General features: G+C 70.0%; 13 protein-coding genes and 1 tRNA gene. 4 read left to right on the forward strand and 10 right to left on the reverse strand.

The genetic code is table 11. The features are described 5' to 3' along the window. Window positions 1–98: 98 nt before the first annotated feature. The 3 genes from argH to NUT86_RS08430 form a co-directional block, all read right to left on the reverse strand. Complete coding sequence (gene argH / locus NUT86_RS08420; RefSeq protein ID WP_109888566.1) at window positions 99–1,541, reverse strand: argininosuccinate lyase; 1,443 nt, start codon at window positions 1,539–1,541, stop codon at window positions 99–101. A gap of 90 nt (window positions 1,542–1,631) precedes the next feature. Continuing rightward, window positions 1,632–2,825 carry an argininosuccinate synthase gene (locus NUT86_RS08425; RefSeq protein ID WP_018087687.1) on the reverse strand — a complete coding sequence of 398 codons (1,194 nt, stop codon included), beginning with the start codon at window positions 2,823–2,825 and terminating at the stop codon, window positions 1,632–1,634. A gap of 117 nt (window positions 2,826–2,942) precedes the next feature. Beyond that, the gene (locus tag NUT86_RS08430; RefSeq protein WP_274734499.1) at window positions 2,943–3,320 is read right to left on the reverse strand and encodes a DUF488 domain-containing protein; all 378 of its coding nucleotides are present in this window, start codon (window positions 3,318–3,320) and stop codon (window positions 2,943–2,945) included. A gap of 142 nt (window positions 3,321–3,462) precedes the next feature. On the opposite strand from NUT86_RS08430, the gene NUT86_RS08435 reads away from it, so the two are divergent. After that, window positions 3,463–3,536, forward strand: a tRNA-Pro gene (locus NUT86_RS08435). A 212-nt stretch (window positions 3,537–3,748) separates the two neighbouring features. Here NUT86_RS08435 and NUT86_RS08440 read toward each other — a convergent pair. The 6 genes from NUT86_RS08440 to argC all read right to left on the reverse strand — a co-directional run bounded on the left by NUT86_RS08440 (window position 3,749) and on the right by argC (window position 10,105). Beyond that, the gene (locus NUT86_RS08440; RefSeq protein WP_159489800.1) at window positions 3,749–4,834 is read right to left on the reverse strand and encodes a mechanosensitive ion channel family protein; all 1,086 of its coding nucleotides are present in this window, start codon (window positions 4,832–4,834) and stop codon (window positions 3,749–3,751) included. Window positions 4,835–5,095: 261 nt separating this feature from the next. Further along, window positions 5,096–5,638 (reverse strand): arginine repressor, encoded by a 543-nt coding sequence (locus NUT86_RS08445; RefSeq protein WP_018087696.1) that lies wholly within the window; start codon window positions 5,636–5,638, stop codon window positions 5,096–5,098. A gap of 8 nt (window positions 5,639–5,646) precedes the next feature. Continuing rightward, entirely contained in the window at window positions 5,647–6,882 is a 1,236-nt protein-coding gene (locus NUT86_RS08450; protein WP_148588272.1) for an acetylornithine transaminase, read from the reverse strand. Beyond that, entirely contained in the window at window positions 6,879–7,808 is a 930-nt protein-coding gene (gene argB / locus NUT86_RS08455) for an acetylglutamate kinase (RefSeq protein ID WP_018087698.1), read from the reverse strand. The genes NUT86_RS08450 and argB overlap by 4 nt, the downstream gene beginning before the upstream one ends. A gap of 31 nt (window positions 7,809–7,839) precedes the next feature. Beyond that, the gene (gene argJ / locus NUT86_RS08460) at window positions 7,840–9,012 is read right to left on the reverse strand and encodes a bifunctional glutamate N-acetyltransferase/amino-acid acetyltransferase ArgJ (RefSeq protein WP_093647724.1); all 1,173 of its coding nucleotides are present in this window, start codon (window positions 9,010–9,012) and stop codon (window positions 7,840–7,842) included. Between the two features lie 64 nt (window positions 9,013–9,076). Next, a complete protein-coding gene (gene argC / locus NUT86_RS08465; RefSeq protein WP_159489802.1) occupies window positions 9,077–10,105 on the reverse strand; it encodes an N-acetyl-gamma-glutamyl-phosphate reductase in 1,029 nt (342 codons plus the stop codon). Between the two features lie 231 nt (window positions 10,106–10,336). Between argC and NUT86_RS08470 the strand changes: the two genes are divergently transcribed. Next, window positions 10,337–11,182: a TnsA-like heteromeric transposase endonuclease subunit gene (locus tag NUT86_RS08470; protein ID WP_274734501.1), complete on the forward strand. Its 846-nt coding sequence runs from the start codon at window positions 10,337–10,339 to the stop codon at window positions 11,180–11,182. Next, window positions 11,179–11,604 carry a hypothetical protein gene (locus NUT86_RS08475; protein ID WP_274734502.1) on the forward strand — a complete coding sequence of 142 codons (426 nt, stop codon included), beginning with the start codon at window positions 11,179–11,181 and terminating at the stop codon, window positions 11,602–11,604. Before NUT86_RS08470 ends, NUT86_RS08475 begins: the two co-directional genes overlap by 4 nt. Window positions 11,605–11,686: 82 nt before the next feature. Here NUT86_RS08475 and NUT86_RS08480 read toward each other — a convergent pair whose 3' ends face one another. Next, complete coding sequence (locus tag NUT86_RS08480; protein WP_274734503.1) at window positions 11,687–11,887, reverse strand: hypothetical protein; 201 nt, start codon at window positions 11,885–11,887, stop codon at window positions 11,687–11,689. A gap of 84 nt (window positions 11,888–11,971) precedes the next feature. Here NUT86_RS08480 and NUT86_RS08485 point away from each other — a divergent pair, with 84 nt between their 5' ends. Next, complete coding sequence (locus NUT86_RS08485) at window positions 11,972–13,225, forward strand: hypothetical protein (protein WP_274734505.1); 1,254 nt, start codon at window positions 11,972–11,974, stop codon at window positions 13,223–13,225. Window positions 13,226–13,246: the final 21 nt, after the last annotated feature.

A 13,246-nucleotide genomic window follows, 5' to 3' on the forward strand; every position in this document is an offset into this window, starting at 1 on the left:
ATGTCTCATCGGGGTCTCCCACGTGTCCCCCACGCACACGACGGCGGCCCGCCCCCGGTCTCTCCCGGGGGCGGGCCGCCGTCGTACAGCTCTGCCCGCTAGGCCAGCTCGGTGGCCTGCTTCGCCGTCGCCCACTCCTGCTGCGTGACCAGATCGGCCCGCACCTCGGCGAGCTGGACCGCCACCGCCGAGGGCGCGGTGCCGCCACGGCCGCTGCGCGAGGCGAGCGCGCCGGGGACGTTGAGCACGCCGCGGACCTCAGGGGTCAGATGCGGCGAGATCTTCGCGAACTGCTCGTCGGTGAGCTGGTCCAGCTCGATGCCGTGCGCCTCGCACTCCTTGACGCACTCGCCCGCGACCTCGTGCGCCACCCGGAACGGCACGCCCTGCTTGACCAGCCACTCCGCGATATCGGTGGCCAGCGAGAACCCGGCCGGGGCCAGCTCCTCCATGCGCTCACGGTTGACGGTCAGGGTGGCCATCATCCCGGTGAACGCCGGGAGCAGCACCTCCAGTTGGTCGCAGGAGTCGAAGACCGGCTCCTTGTCCTCCTGGAGGTCACGGTTGTACGCGAGCGGCAGCGCCTTGAGCGTGGCCAGCAGCCCGGTCAGATTGCCGATGAGGCGCCCCGACTTGCCCCGCGCCAGCTCGGCGATGTCCGGGTTCTTCTTCTGCGGCATGATCGACGAGCCGGTCGAGAAGGCGTCGTGGAGCGTGACGAAGGAGAACTCCTTCGTGTTCCAGATGATGACCTCCTCCGCGATCCGGGAGAGGTTCACCCCGATCATCGCCGTGATGAAGGCGAATTCGGCGACGAAGTCACGGGAGGCCGTGCCGTCGATGGAGTTGCCGGCCGAGCCGTGCTCGAAGCCGAGGTCCGCGGCGACCGCCTCGGGGTCGAGACCGAGCGAGGAACCGGCCAGCGCGCCCGAGCCGTACGGGGAGACCGCGGTGCGCTCGTCCCACTGCCGCAGCCGCTCCGCGTCCCGGGACAGCGACTGCACATGCGCCAGCACATGGTGGGCGAAGAGCACCGGCTGGGCGTGCTGGAGGTGGGTGCGGCCCGGCATCGCGACGTCCGGGTGGGTCTCGGCGAGGCCCACCAGCGCCTCCTGGAGGTCGGCGATCAGCCCGCCGATGATCCGGGCGTGGTCGCGCAGGTACATCCGGAAGAGCGTGGCGACCTGGTCGTTACGGGACCGGCCGGCCCGCAGCTTGCCGCCGAGGTCCGCACCGAGCCGCTCCAGCAGCCCGCGCTCCAGGGCGGTGTGCACGTCCTCGTCGGCGATGGTGCCGGTGAACGAGCCGTCGGCGACATCCGCGGCGAGCTGGTCGAGGCCGGCGAGCATCCGGGTCAGCTCGTCCTCGGTGAGCAGGCCCGCCTTGTGGAGCACCCGGGCGTGCGCACGGGAGCCCGCGATGTCGTACGGGGCCAGCCGCCAGTCGAAGTGGACCGACGCCGACAGCTGGGCCAGCGCCTCTGCCGGCCCGTCGGCGAACCGGCCGCCCCAGAGCCGGACGTCACCGCTGTTGCTGCTCACTGCTGCTCCTCATGGCTGCTGTAGATGTGCCACCGCCTCCCCGCCGCGAGGGCAGGGAGGCGGCAGCCTTACGAATCCAACGAGACGGGCTCAGGCCAGGTCGCGCTTGGCCGCAATCTTGCTCGACATGCCGAAGAGCTCGATGAAGCCCTTCGAGAGCGACTGGTCGAAGGTGTCGCCGGTGTCGTACGTCGCGAGGTTGAAGTCGTACAGCGACTGGTCGGACTTCCGGCCGGTGACGACCGCGCGGCCACCGTGCAGCGTCATCCGGATGTCGCCGGACACGGCCTGGTTGGCCTCGTTGATGAAGCCGTCCAGGGCCCGCTTGAGCGGCGAGAACCACAGGCCGTCGTAGACCAGCTCGCCCCAGCGCTGCTCGACCTGCCGCTTGTAGCGGGCCAGTTCGCGCTCGACGGTGACGTTCTCCAGCTCCTGGTGCGCGGTGATCAGCGCGATGGCGCCGGGCGCCTCGTACACCTCACGGGACTTGATGCCGACCAGCCGGTCCTCGACCATGTCGATCCGGCCGATGCCCTGGCCGCCGGCCCGCTCGTTGAGCTGCTGGATGGCCTGCAGGACGGTGACGGGCTTGCCGTCGATGGCGACCGGGACACCCTCCTTGAAGGAGATGATGACCTCGTCGGCCTCCCGCTGGGTGGCCGGGTTCTCGGTGTACTCGTAGACGTCCTCGATCGGCGCGTTCCAGATGTCCTCCAGGAAGCCGGTCTCCACGGCCCGCCCGAAGACGTTCTGGTCGATCGAGTACGGCGACTTCTTGGTGGTCGCGATCGGGAGGTTCTTCTCCTCGCAGAACGCGATCGCCTTGTCCCGGGTCATCGCGTAGTCACGGACCGGGGCGATGCACTTCAGGTCGGGGGCGAGGGAGGAGATACCCGCCTCGAAACGGACCTGGTCGTTGCCCTTGCCGGTGCAGCCGTGGGCGACGGTCGTGGCGCCGTGCTTCTTGGCGGCGGCCACCAGGTGCTTGACGATGGTCGGCCGGGAGAGCGCCGAGACCAGCGGGTAGCGGTCCATGTACAGGGCGTTGGCCTTGATCGCCGGGAGGCAGTACTCGTCGGCGAACTCGTTCTTGGCGTCCGCGACCTCGGCCTCGACCGCACCGCAGTCGAGCGCACGCTTGCGGATGACGTCCAGGTCCTCGCCGCCCTGGCCGACGTCCACGGCAACGGCGATGACCTCGGCGCCCGTCTCCTCGGCGATCCAGCCGATGCAGACAGAAGTGTCCAGGCCGCCCGAGTAGGCGAGTACGACGCGCTCGGTCACGGGTTTCTCCTTACGGTGCATTCGCTGATGGGTATAAGTATGCACTCCACCGTATGTTTCGTCAACGCATCGATGAATATGCAGGTCAGCGGCGGGTCGTCGGCGTGGCGCGGAGCCTCAGAGCCCCTCCTGAAGCACCTCGATCAGCACGTTCACATGGCTCACCGACACGTCCTTGGTGGCCGTCAGCAGCGTCAGCGGCCCCTGCGCGGCGCGCTCCCGCAGCCGCTCCAGCGCCGGCTGCACCGCCTCCTGCGCCAGCTCCTCGCGATAGCGCTCGGCGAACTCGGTGAACCGTGGTTCCTCATGGTGGAACCAGCGCCGCAGCTCGGACGAGGGCGCCACCTCCTTGCACCACTCGGTGAGCTGCGCATCCGCTTTGGACAGCCCCCGCGGCCACAGCCGGTCGACCAGCACCCGCGCCCCGTCCGACGGCTCCGGCGCCTCATAAACCCGGCGCAGCCGGAGGTTCTTCTTCGCGGACATTTCACCCATAACCTCATCGAACCACGGAAGCAGGGCCCCCGCCGGAGGCCCCGGAAGGCCCCGCGGGGGACCCGCTTTGGATTCATGGCCCGGGACAGGGTATTTTTCTTCTGCACGCCCCGGCCGGGAGTTCTCCGGCCGGCACGAGCACCGGGACGTGGCGCAGCTTGGTAGCGCACTTGACTGGGGGTCAAGGGGTCGCAGGTTCAAATCCTGTCGTCCCGACGGTGTTTTTGCAGGTCAAAGGCCGCTTCCGAAGATCGGGAGCGGCCTTTGCCGTGCTCGGGTCCGGGCGGGGGCCTGCCGCGGCCCCGCACGGCCTTCGCCCTGCGGCCGGGTGGCCGGACGGCGGGGAAGGCCGGGCCGACGGGAGCGAGCCGGCGCCGGCCCCACGGCTGCCGCAGCCCGCGGGTGTCACCGGCGCCGGCCGGTGCGCCCTACGGCACGGGCGGCACGGTCTCCGAGAGGTCCCGCTGGTGCGGAATCACGATCTCCTCCGGCTTCTGGAGGGCCACGGTGCGGGCCGGGGAGGGGATCCTGATGCCCTCGTCCCGGTAGCGCTGGTGCAGGCGCTTGATGAACTCGTGCTTGATCCGGTACTGGTCGCTGAACTCGCCGACGCCCAGGATCACCGTGAGGCCGATCCGGGAGTCGCCGAAGGTGTGGAAGCGGACGGCCGCTTCGTGGTCGGGGTCGCCGCCGTTGACGTCCTTCATCACGCTGTCGATGACCTCGGTGGTGACCCGCTCGACGTGGTCGAGGTCGCTGTCGTAGCCGACGCCCACCTGCACCAGGATCGTCAACTTCTGTTCCGGGCGGGTGAAGTTGGTCATGTTGGTGCCGGCCAGCTGGGTGTTGGGGATGATCACCAGGTTGTTGGAGAGCTGACGCACCACGGTGTTGCGCCAGTTGACGTCGACGACATAGCCCTCCTCGCCGCTGCTGAGCCGGATGTAGTCACCGGGCTGCACGGTCTTCGAGGCGAGGATGTGCACGCCCGCGAAGAGGTTGGCGAGGGTGTCCTGGAGCGCCAGGGCGACCGCGAGGCCGCCCACGCCGAGCGCGGTGAGCAGCGGGGCGATGGAGATGCCCAGGGTCTGGAGGACCACGAGGAAGCCCATCGCCAGCACGATGATGCGGGTGATGTTGGCGAAAATTGTGGCCGATCCGGCTACCCCGGACCGGGACTGCGCAAGGGACTTCACCACACCGGTGATGACCCGGGCCGCGGTGAGCGTGCCGACCAGGATGAGCAGCACCATCAGCGACCGGTTGACGGTGCGTCCGACGGTCTCCGTCAGCGGCAGTGCCGCGGCCGCGGCCGCCAGACCGCCGGTGACCGCCGCCCAGGGCACCACCGCCCGCAGCGCGTCGACGAGGATGTCGTCCCCGCTCCACCGGGTTTTGAGTGCGTGTTTGCCCAGCCACCGCAGGGTCCAGCGCAGCAGCAGTCCGGCCACGATGCCGGCGGCGAGCGCGGCGCCGGCGACGATCAGGTCGTGCAGTGTCACAGCGCGGTTCACCGGCCGGCTCCTCCCGCGACCGGGAGGAGCGGACGTGCTATGAGCCGGATGTGATGTCTCGTCACCATGCCACCTGCTTGTCTCTAGGGCTGTGAAGCGCCGGGACATCCGTGGACGTCCCGGCGCGAACTGCCATCCTGCCGTATGCGGTTCGGCGGGGAGAGAGTGGCTCGGGCGGATGCTCCGCACAACCGCCGTCCGGGGGCGGAGTGAGGTGCTCCGGGGGCGACGAAAGGCCCCCGGGAGCGCGTGCGGAGGGGCTCAGTGCGCCTTCTGCGCCAGCCGCAGCAGATGGTCGGCGAGGGCCTGGCCGCCCGCCGGGTCGCGGCTGATGAGCATCAGGGTGTCGTCGCCGGCGATGGTGCCGAGGATGTCGTGGAGTTCGGCCTGGTCGATGGCCGAGGCCAGGAACTGGGCGGCGCCCGGCGGGGTGCGCAGGACCACGAGGTTGGCGGAGGCCTCGGCGGAGATGAGGAGTTCGCTGGACAGGCGGCGCATCCGCTCCTCCTTGGCGGACTCCCCCAGCGGCGCCCGTGGCTTGCGGTCGCCGCCCTCGCTGGGCACCGCGTAGATCAGCTCACCGCCGGTGTTGCGGATCTTCACCGCGCCCAGTTCGTCCAGATCGCGGGAGAGCGTCGCCTGGGTGACGGACAGACCGTCGTCGGCGAGCAGCTTGGCGAGCTGGCTCTGGGAGCGGACCGGCAGCCGGTTGAGGATGTCCACGATCCGGCGGTGGCGGGCGGTGCGGGTCTGCGGTACGGCCTGGCCGCCGTTTTGCGCCTCGTTGTCCTGCGGCTCGGTCATCGTTGTCGTCAGTCTCCGGCTCGTCGTTCCCCGTCGGCCCTTTGGCGGGCCGTGTTGAGGACGGCGGGCAGCTTCCGGAGGAACTCCTCCGCTTCGTCGTCGGAGACGATCAGCGGCGGGGCGAGCCGGATGACGTCCGGCGCGACCGCGTTCACCAGGAGGCCCGCGTCCTGAGCCGCCTGCTGCACCTGCGGCGCCAGCGACTCCGTCAAGACGATACCCAGGAGCAGCCCCGCGCCGCGGACCTGGCTGACCAAGGGGTGCCCCAGGGCCTCGGTCCCGGTGCGCAGCCGCTCGCCGACGCGCTTGACGTTCTCCAGGATGCCGTCCGTCTCGATGGTGTCCAGGACGGCGAGGGCGCCGGCGCAGACCACCGGGTTGCCGCTGAAGGTCGAGCCGTGCGAACCGGGCGTGAGCAGGTCGGCGGCCGGGCCGAAGGCCAGCGTCGCGCCGATCGGCAGTCCGCCGCCGAGGCCCTTGGCGAGGGTGATGATGTCGGCCTCGACGCCCTGGGCCCGGGACTCCAGCCAGTGGCCCGTCCGGCCGATGCCGGTCTGGATCTCGTCGAGGACGAGCAGGGTGCCGGTGGCGGCGGTGATCTCGCGGGCGGCCTGGAGGTAGCCGGGCGGCGGGACGATGACGCCGTTCTCGCCCTGGACGGGCTCCAGGATGACGAAGGCGGTGTCGGTGGTGACGGCGGCGCGGAGGGCCTCGACGTCCCCGTACGGGACATGGTCGACGTCGCCGGGGAGCGGGGCGAACGGGGCCTGCTTGGCGGGCTGGCCGGTGAGCGCGAGGGCGCCCATGGTGCGGCCGTGGAAGCCGCCGGCGGTGGAGACCATATGGGTGCGCCCGGTCAGCCGGCCGATCTTGAAGGCGGCCTCGTTGGCCTCGGCGCCGGAGTTGGAGAAGTAGACCCGGCCGGGGCGTCCGGCCAGCGCGAGCAGGCGCTCGGCGAGGGCCACGGTGGGCTCGGCGACGAAGAAGTTCGAGACATGGCCGAGGGTGGCGACCTGGTCGGAGACCGCACGGACCACCGCCGGGTGGGCGTGGCCGAGGGCGTTGACGGCGATGCCGCCGAGGAAGTCGAGGTACTCCTTGCCGTCGGCGTCCCACACGGTGGTGCCCTCACCGCGGACCAGCGGGACGCGGGGGGTGCCGAAGTTGTCCATCATGGCGCCCTGCCAGCGCCCGGTGAGGCCTGCGTTGGTCTCCGGGCCGTGGGCCTGTGCCACGTCGCTCATGCCGCCCCCTCGATCGTGTTCGCGTCCGGCACGACCATCGTGCCGATTCCTTCGTCGGTGAAGATCTCCAGCAGGATCGAGTGCTGGACCCGCCCGTCGATGACCCGGGCGGTGTGCACCCCGTTGCGGACGGCGTGCAGACAGCCCCGCATCTTGGGGACCATGCCGCTGGCCAGGTCGGGCAGCAGCTTCTCCAGTTCGGTGGCGGTGAGGCGGGAGATCACCTCGTCGCTGTTCGGCCAGTCCTCGTAGAGGCCCTCGACGTCGGTGAGCACCATCAGGGTCTCGGCGCCGAGCGCGGCGGCCAGGGCGGCCGCGGCGGTGTCGGCGTTGACGTTGAAGACGCCCGAGGCACCGGAGGCGGCGTCCTCGGCGTCGCTGCTGCGGGCGATGGAGGAGATGACCGGGATCCGGCCGTCGTCCAGCATCGCCTGCACCGCGCCGGGGTCGATGGCGGTGATCTCACCGACCCGGCCGATGTCCACCCGCTCGCCGTCGATGTCGGCGAAGTGCTTGGTCGCGGTCATCAGATGGGCGTCCTCGCCGGTCATGCCGACGGCGAGCGGGCCGTGCTCGTTGAGCAGTCCGACCAGCTCACGCTGGACCTGGCCGGCCAGCACCATCCGGACGACGTTCATCGCCTCGGGGGTGGTGACCCGCAGGCCGCCCTTGAACTCCGACTCCAGGCCGAGCAGATCCAGCTGGGCGCTGATCTGCGGGCCGCCGCCGTGCACGACAACGGGGCGCAGTCCGGCGTGCCGCAGGAAGACCACGTCCTGGGCGAAGGCGCGCTTGAGCTCCTCGTCGACCATGGCGTTGCCGCCGAACTTGATGACGACGGTCTTGCCGTGGTGGCGGGTCAGCCAGGGCAGCGCCTCGATGAGCGTGCGGGCCTTGGGCAACGCCGTGTGCTTGCGGGCACTCATGCGCCGGCCTCGCTTTCCTCTGTTTGCCTGCTCATGACGAGTACGCGCTGTTCTCGTGGACGTAGTCGGCGGTGAGGTCGTTGGCCCAGATGACCGCGGACTCGGTGCCGGCGGCGAGGTCGGCGGTGATGCGGACCTCCCGGTATCGCATGTCGACCAGCTCGCGGTCCTCGCCCACCGAGCCGTTCTTGCAGACCCAGATGTCGTTGATGGCGACGTTCAGCCGGTCGGGCTCGAAGACGGCGGACGTGGTGCCGATGGCGGAGAGCACCCGGCCCCAGTTGGGGTCCTCGCCATGGATGGCGCACTTGAGGAGGTTGTTGCGGGCGATGGAGCGGCCGACCTCGACGGCGTCGTCCTCGCTGGCCGCGCCCACGACCTCGATCCTGATGTCCTTGCTGGCGCCCTCGGCGTCCCCGATCAGCTGCCGGGCGAGGTCGTCGCAGACCGTGCGCACCGCCTCGGCGAAGTCGTCGGCGGCCGGTACGACGCCGGAGGCTCCGGAGGCGAGCAGCAGCACCGTGTCGTTGGTCGACATACAGCCGTCGGAGTCGATGCGGTCGAAGGTGGTACGGGTCGCGGCCCGCAGTGCCGTGTCGAGATCCGCGGCCGGCAGATCGGCGTCGGTGGTCAGGACGACGAGCATGGTGGCCAGGCCCGGGGCGAGCATGCCGGCGCCCTTGGCCATACCGCCGACGGTCCAGCCGTCGCGGCTCAGCTGCGCGGTCTTGTGCACGCTGTCCGTGGTCTTGATGGCTATCGCGGCCTTCTCGCCGCCGTGCGCGGTCAGTTCGGCCGCGGCCCGCTCGACTCCGGGCAGCAGCTTGTCCATCGGGAGCCGCAGGCCGATCAGTCCGGTGGAGGCGACCGCGACCTCTCCGGCGCTGTGGCCTTCGAGCACCTCGGCGACCTTCTCCGCGGTGGCGTGGGTGTCCTGGAAGCCGAGCGGGCCCGTACAGGCGTTGGCGCCACCGGAGTTGAGGATGACGGCGGAGACCGTGCCGCCCTTGAGGACCTGCTCGGACCAGACGACCGGCGCCGCCTTGACGCGGTTGGAGGTGAAGACACCGGCGGCGGCGCGTCGGGGCCCGTTGTTCACCACGAGGGCGAGGTCCGGAACGCCGCCGCTCCCATTGGCAGGAGGGGCCTTGATCCCGGCGGCGATGCCCGCCGCCGTGAATCCCTGTGCTGCCGTCACGCTCACTGCTTGTCCTCCGTCACTTCTCCGGCCCCGCCGGTCATGCCGTGCCGCCCTGTGCAGGTCCGGGTCACGGCGCGACCCCGACCTTCGGGAGCCCCGTCCCCTCGGGGAGGCCCAGGGCGATGTTCATGCTCTGCACCGCGCCGCCCGCGGTCCCCTTGGTGAGGTTGTCGAGGGCGCTGATCGCGATGATCCGGCCGGCCGCCGCGTCGAGGGTCACCTGGATCTGGGCGGTGTTGGAGCCGTACACGGCGGCGGTCGACGGCCACTGGCCCTCGGGCAGCAGCTGGACGAACGGCTCGTCGGCCAGCGCCTTCTCGTAGGCGGCCCGTACGGCTGCGGCGTCCACACCGGGCTTCGCCCGGGCCGAGCAGGTGGCGAGGATGCCACGCGACATCGGGGCCAGGGTCGGGGTGAAGGAGACGCTGATGCGCTCACCGGCCACCGCGCTCAGGTTCTGGATCATCTCGGGGGTGTGCCGGTGGCCGCCGCCGACGCCGTACGGGCTCATCGAGCCCATGACCTCGGAGCCCAGCAGATGCGGTTTGAGGGCCTTGCCCGCGCCGGAGGTGCCGGTGGCCGCGACGATCACGGCCTCGGGCTCGGCGAGCCGGTCCGCGTACGCGGGGAACAGGGCGAGCGAGACGGCAGTGGGGTAGCAGCCCGGGACCGCGATGCGCCGGGTCCCCTGCAGTGCGGTGCGGCCTCCGGGCAGCTCCGGCAGCCCGTACGGCCAGGTGCCCGCGTGGTCCGAGCCGTAGAACGATTCCCAGTCGGTGGCGTCGCTCAGCCGGAAGTCGGCGCCGCAGTCCACGACGAGGACATCGGGCCCGAGCTCCTCGGCGACCGCGGCGGACTGGCCGTGCGGCAGCGCGAGGAAGACGACGTCGTGCCCGGCCAGGACCTCGGCGGAGGTCGCCTGGAGCTCCCGGTCGGCCAGCGGCGCCAGATGCGGCTGCAGCGCACCCAGGCGCTGCCCGGCGTTGGAGTGGCCGGTCAGCGCGCCGATCTCCACCTCCGGGTGCCCCAGAAGCAGGCGCAGCACCTCACCCCCGGCGTATCCGCTCGCACCGGCCACTGCTGCTCGTACTGTCATGGGCCCTCCTCCTTGATGGCATGACTATACGGAATCCAGCAGTTTTATGCAATGACTATCCGCGAGGCCCCCGCAGGCGACTGAGACTTAGTGCTTCAGTTGGCCCTTTAGCGCTTGAGTTGGCCCGTCCGAGCGTCAGTGTTGGCCCGCAGGGTAGCGGCCACCCCCATTCTCCTGCTGAGTCTTCGGAAAAGTCGTACGGAGGCGGTACGAACCGGGTCTTCTGGGGGCATGAAGGAAACGGTCCGTGCTCCGGAGATCGAATCCCGGCCTGCTTGGTCGCACAGCTGCGCCCTGGATGACCTCGTCGCGCCGTATGCGATCGATCCGGCGGTGACCGAGGGGTTGGACACCGAGCCCGGATGGGCCCGGCGCTGGACGGCGAGGTGGAAAACCGCACAAGCGGATGTGATCTCCCCGGTCCAGGACCTGACCAGCGTCCCGGCCATTGCATCGGTGCCGGTTCGCGGGTTCACCTGGCGGGCGGGACAGCGGCACCGTCCTGGGCTGCAGTACCTGCTGGCCACGGGGCGGATGCATGGCTTTGAGAGCCTGGCTGAACGGAATCTGCTGATGGCCCTGGACTTCGTCGGCAACGTGGTGGAGGTGCTGTCGCAACCGTTCAAACTGCGGTTCACCACTGTGGACGGCAGCGAGGACCACACGCCGGACTTCCTGGTGCTCTCGCCCGACTCGGCGATGCTGATCGATGTCCGGCCCGGGCACTTGGTCAAGGACAACGATCTGGTGAAGTTCGCCGCGACGGAGTGGGCGGCCAGCGCGGTGGGATGGCGCTACCTGGTGGCCTCCGGCTGGCGCCGCCAGGTGCTGACCAGCCTTGATGCGCTATCCGCTCGGCGACGCCCGATGTCCGACCGCCTCGGGCTTCGGGGCGAACTGCTGGAGCTGCTAAGGGAGCGTCCTCGGCGGTTCGGCGAGCTGGCGGAGGCTACGTCGCTGCCGGCGGTGGCCCGTGCACATGCGGTTCACCTGCTCTGGCACCGCCGTCTGGCGATGGACCTGGCTAAGCCGCTGGACGATGCCAGCTGGATCTATCCGGTGGGGAGGGCGTCATGACCGGTGGGCGGCAGCGGCCTCGAAGCGAGGATCTTGAAGAGCACGACCTGACGCGGGCCCGGATCCGGATGGCTCATCTGCTGGAGGCGGAGACGGGCTACCGCAGTGGCAGCCGGTCCTGGGCGCGGCCGGGTGAGCCCAGGGTTGAGTACGACCCGGAGCGGACCACGCTGACTGAGCGGCGGCGGGCGAAGGTGGCCGAGCTGAAGGATCTAGACCGCCAAGAGGCCAAACAGCTGGGGCTGGAGTGGATCAGTGAGCGCACGCTGAAACGCATGGCCGCTCAGTACAACGAGAACGGGTTGATGGGCCTGGCGGACGGAAGGTGGACGCCGCCCTGCGTGGCCGCCGGGCGATCGGCGACGAGGTCGCCGAGGCAATCCGGGCCGTTCATGCTGAGTCGCTGCATCGCTCGAAGGTGAGCATGAAGACGAAGGAACGGATGATCCACCAGTACGTGCGGGAGAAGTTCGAGGTCGAGGGCAGGAAAGTGGAGGTGCCGCACTACACCACGCTGGCGAAGGTGTGGAAGGAGTGGTTCGGCGCCGAGGGGGCTCGGCAGCGATACATCCGCTCCGCTGCGGCGGTGGAGACGGGGAAGGCGAAGGTAGTGATCGTCCGGCCGGGACAGGTGGTCGCGCTGGACACCACGCCGCTGCCGGTGAAGGTGCTCGAGATGTCTTCGGCACCCCGATCTCCGTCCATCTCACCCTGGCCCTGGACACCTATTCGCATTCGCTCGTCGCGTTCCGTCTCACGCCGGTGTCGGACTCGTCGGTGGAGGTGGCGATGCTGCTGCGGGATGTGCTGCTGCCGCTGCCGATGCGCCCGGGCTGGGGCGAGGAGCTGGAGTGGCCCTACCCAGGTGTTCCGGCTGCCCTGGTCGCCGAATTCGCGGGGCACCGGGTGGCGGGGCTGCCGTTCTTCGCCCCAGAGACGGTGACTAGCGATCACGGCAGCGTCTACAAGAATCACCAGATCGTCCAGGTCGCACGCACGTTGGGGGTTGAGTTGCTTCCGGCCCGTGCGATGCGTCCGACCGACAAGGCCGCCTGCGAACGTGCCTTCGCCGGAATCCAGTCGCTGTTGCTAGAACTCCTGCTCGGGTTCCGCGGTGTCGATGTCGCTGACCGCGGGGTGGACCCGGAGGGGGATGCAGTCTGGACGCTGGCTGAGATGGAGCACTTGTTGGCGACCTGGATTGTCGCGGTGTGGCAGAACCGGAGACTCGATCAGTATTCGCCTGCTTGGGACCCTGGCGGGCGGCACAGCCCGAACACGCTGTTCGCCGCCGCGGCGGCCCGTGACGGGATCAGCCTGGAGATCCCCGAGCCGAGTCTGTATTACGAGCTTCTGCCCGCCCACTTCGTAAAGATTGACCGCCGTCGCGGGGTGAAGATCGGCGGACTTTGGTACGGCGGCACCGACCCAGTCCTGGAGCCCTACCGCGGCCGGCGCTCCGGCCGCAGCGGACGACACGAGGGCAAGTGGGCAATCAACCGCGATCCGCGGGACTGCCGCGAGGTCCATTTCGAAGACCCCGAACACCCGGGGCTCTGGCATGCCCTGAGCTGGAACGGCCTGCCGCCGGGAGATGACCTCCCGGCCTTCTCCGATACACGCGTACGCGAAGTGCTCCGCGAGGCGGCCCGAGCCGGTCTCAAACCACGCGATGATGGCGAACTGCTGCCCATGCTCCTTCATTTGGTGGCCGCGCGGACGCCAGTTACGGCCTGGCCGACCCAGATGACCGCCAAGCAGAAGAGCGAACGGGCCCGGGAGCTGGCACGGGCCCGTACTGCTGACGCCGACCGGCCGTCCGCCCCGCTGAGCGCGCTTCCTCCGCCGGCCAGGCCAGCCGAGCTGGCCCAAAGGACTCGCCGGGCCGTCACAGCGGACCGTCAGCAGCGCCGCGAAGCCGCGGTCTCCCAGCCGCCGACACCTCCACTCCTGCTGGGCGAGGCCCTGCGAGCCCGCAATCTCTTCCTGTTGCCCGATGAGGATGACGATCAGGCCTCCGAACAGAGTCCGGAGCCCGCATGAGTGCCCCGGGAAACGGCGGGC

The organism is Streptomyces sp. G7(2002) (assembly GCF_028870195.1).
Taxonomy (GTDB): Bacteria; Actinomycetota; Actinomycetes; order Streptomycetales; family Streptomycetaceae; genus Streptomyces; species Streptomyces nigrescens.

Coding starts and splice junctions, on each gene's coding strand:
- NUT86_RS08450 (WP_148588272.1), bottom strand. CDS start 6,882: ATGAGCGACGTGGCACAGGCCCACGGCCCGGAGACCAACGCAGGCCTC.
- NUT86_RS08485 (WP_274734505.1), top strand. CDS start 11,972: ATGCTGCTGCGGGATGTGCTGCTGCCGCTGCCGATGCGCCCGGGCTGG.
- argB (WP_018087698.1), bottom strand. CDS start 7,808: ATGAGTGCCCGCAAGCACACGGCGTTGCCCAAGGCCCGCACGCTCATC.
- NUT86_RS08445 (WP_018087696.1), bottom strand. CDS start 5,638: ATGACCGAGCCGCAGGACAACGAGGCGCAAAACGGCGGCCAGGCCGTA.
- argC (WP_159489802.1), bottom strand. CDS start 10,105: ATGACAGTACGAGCAGCAGTGGCCGGTGCGAGCGGATACGCCGGGGGT.
- NUT86_RS08475 (WP_274734502.1), top strand. CDS start 11,179: ATGACCGGTGGGCGGCAGCGGCCTCGAAGCGAGGATCTTGAAGAGCAC.
- NUT86_RS08480 (WP_274734503.1), bottom strand. CDS start 11,887: ATGGACGGAGATCGGGGTGCCGAAGACATCTCGAGCACCTTCACCGGC.
- NUT86_RS08430 (WP_274734499.1), bottom strand. CDS start 3,320: ATGGGTGAAATGTCCGCGAAGAAGAACCTCCGGCTGCGCCGGGTTTAT.
- NUT86_RS08470 (WP_274734501.1), top strand. CDS start 10,337: ATGAAGGAAACGGTCCGTGCTCCGGAGATCGAATCCCGGCCTGCTTGG.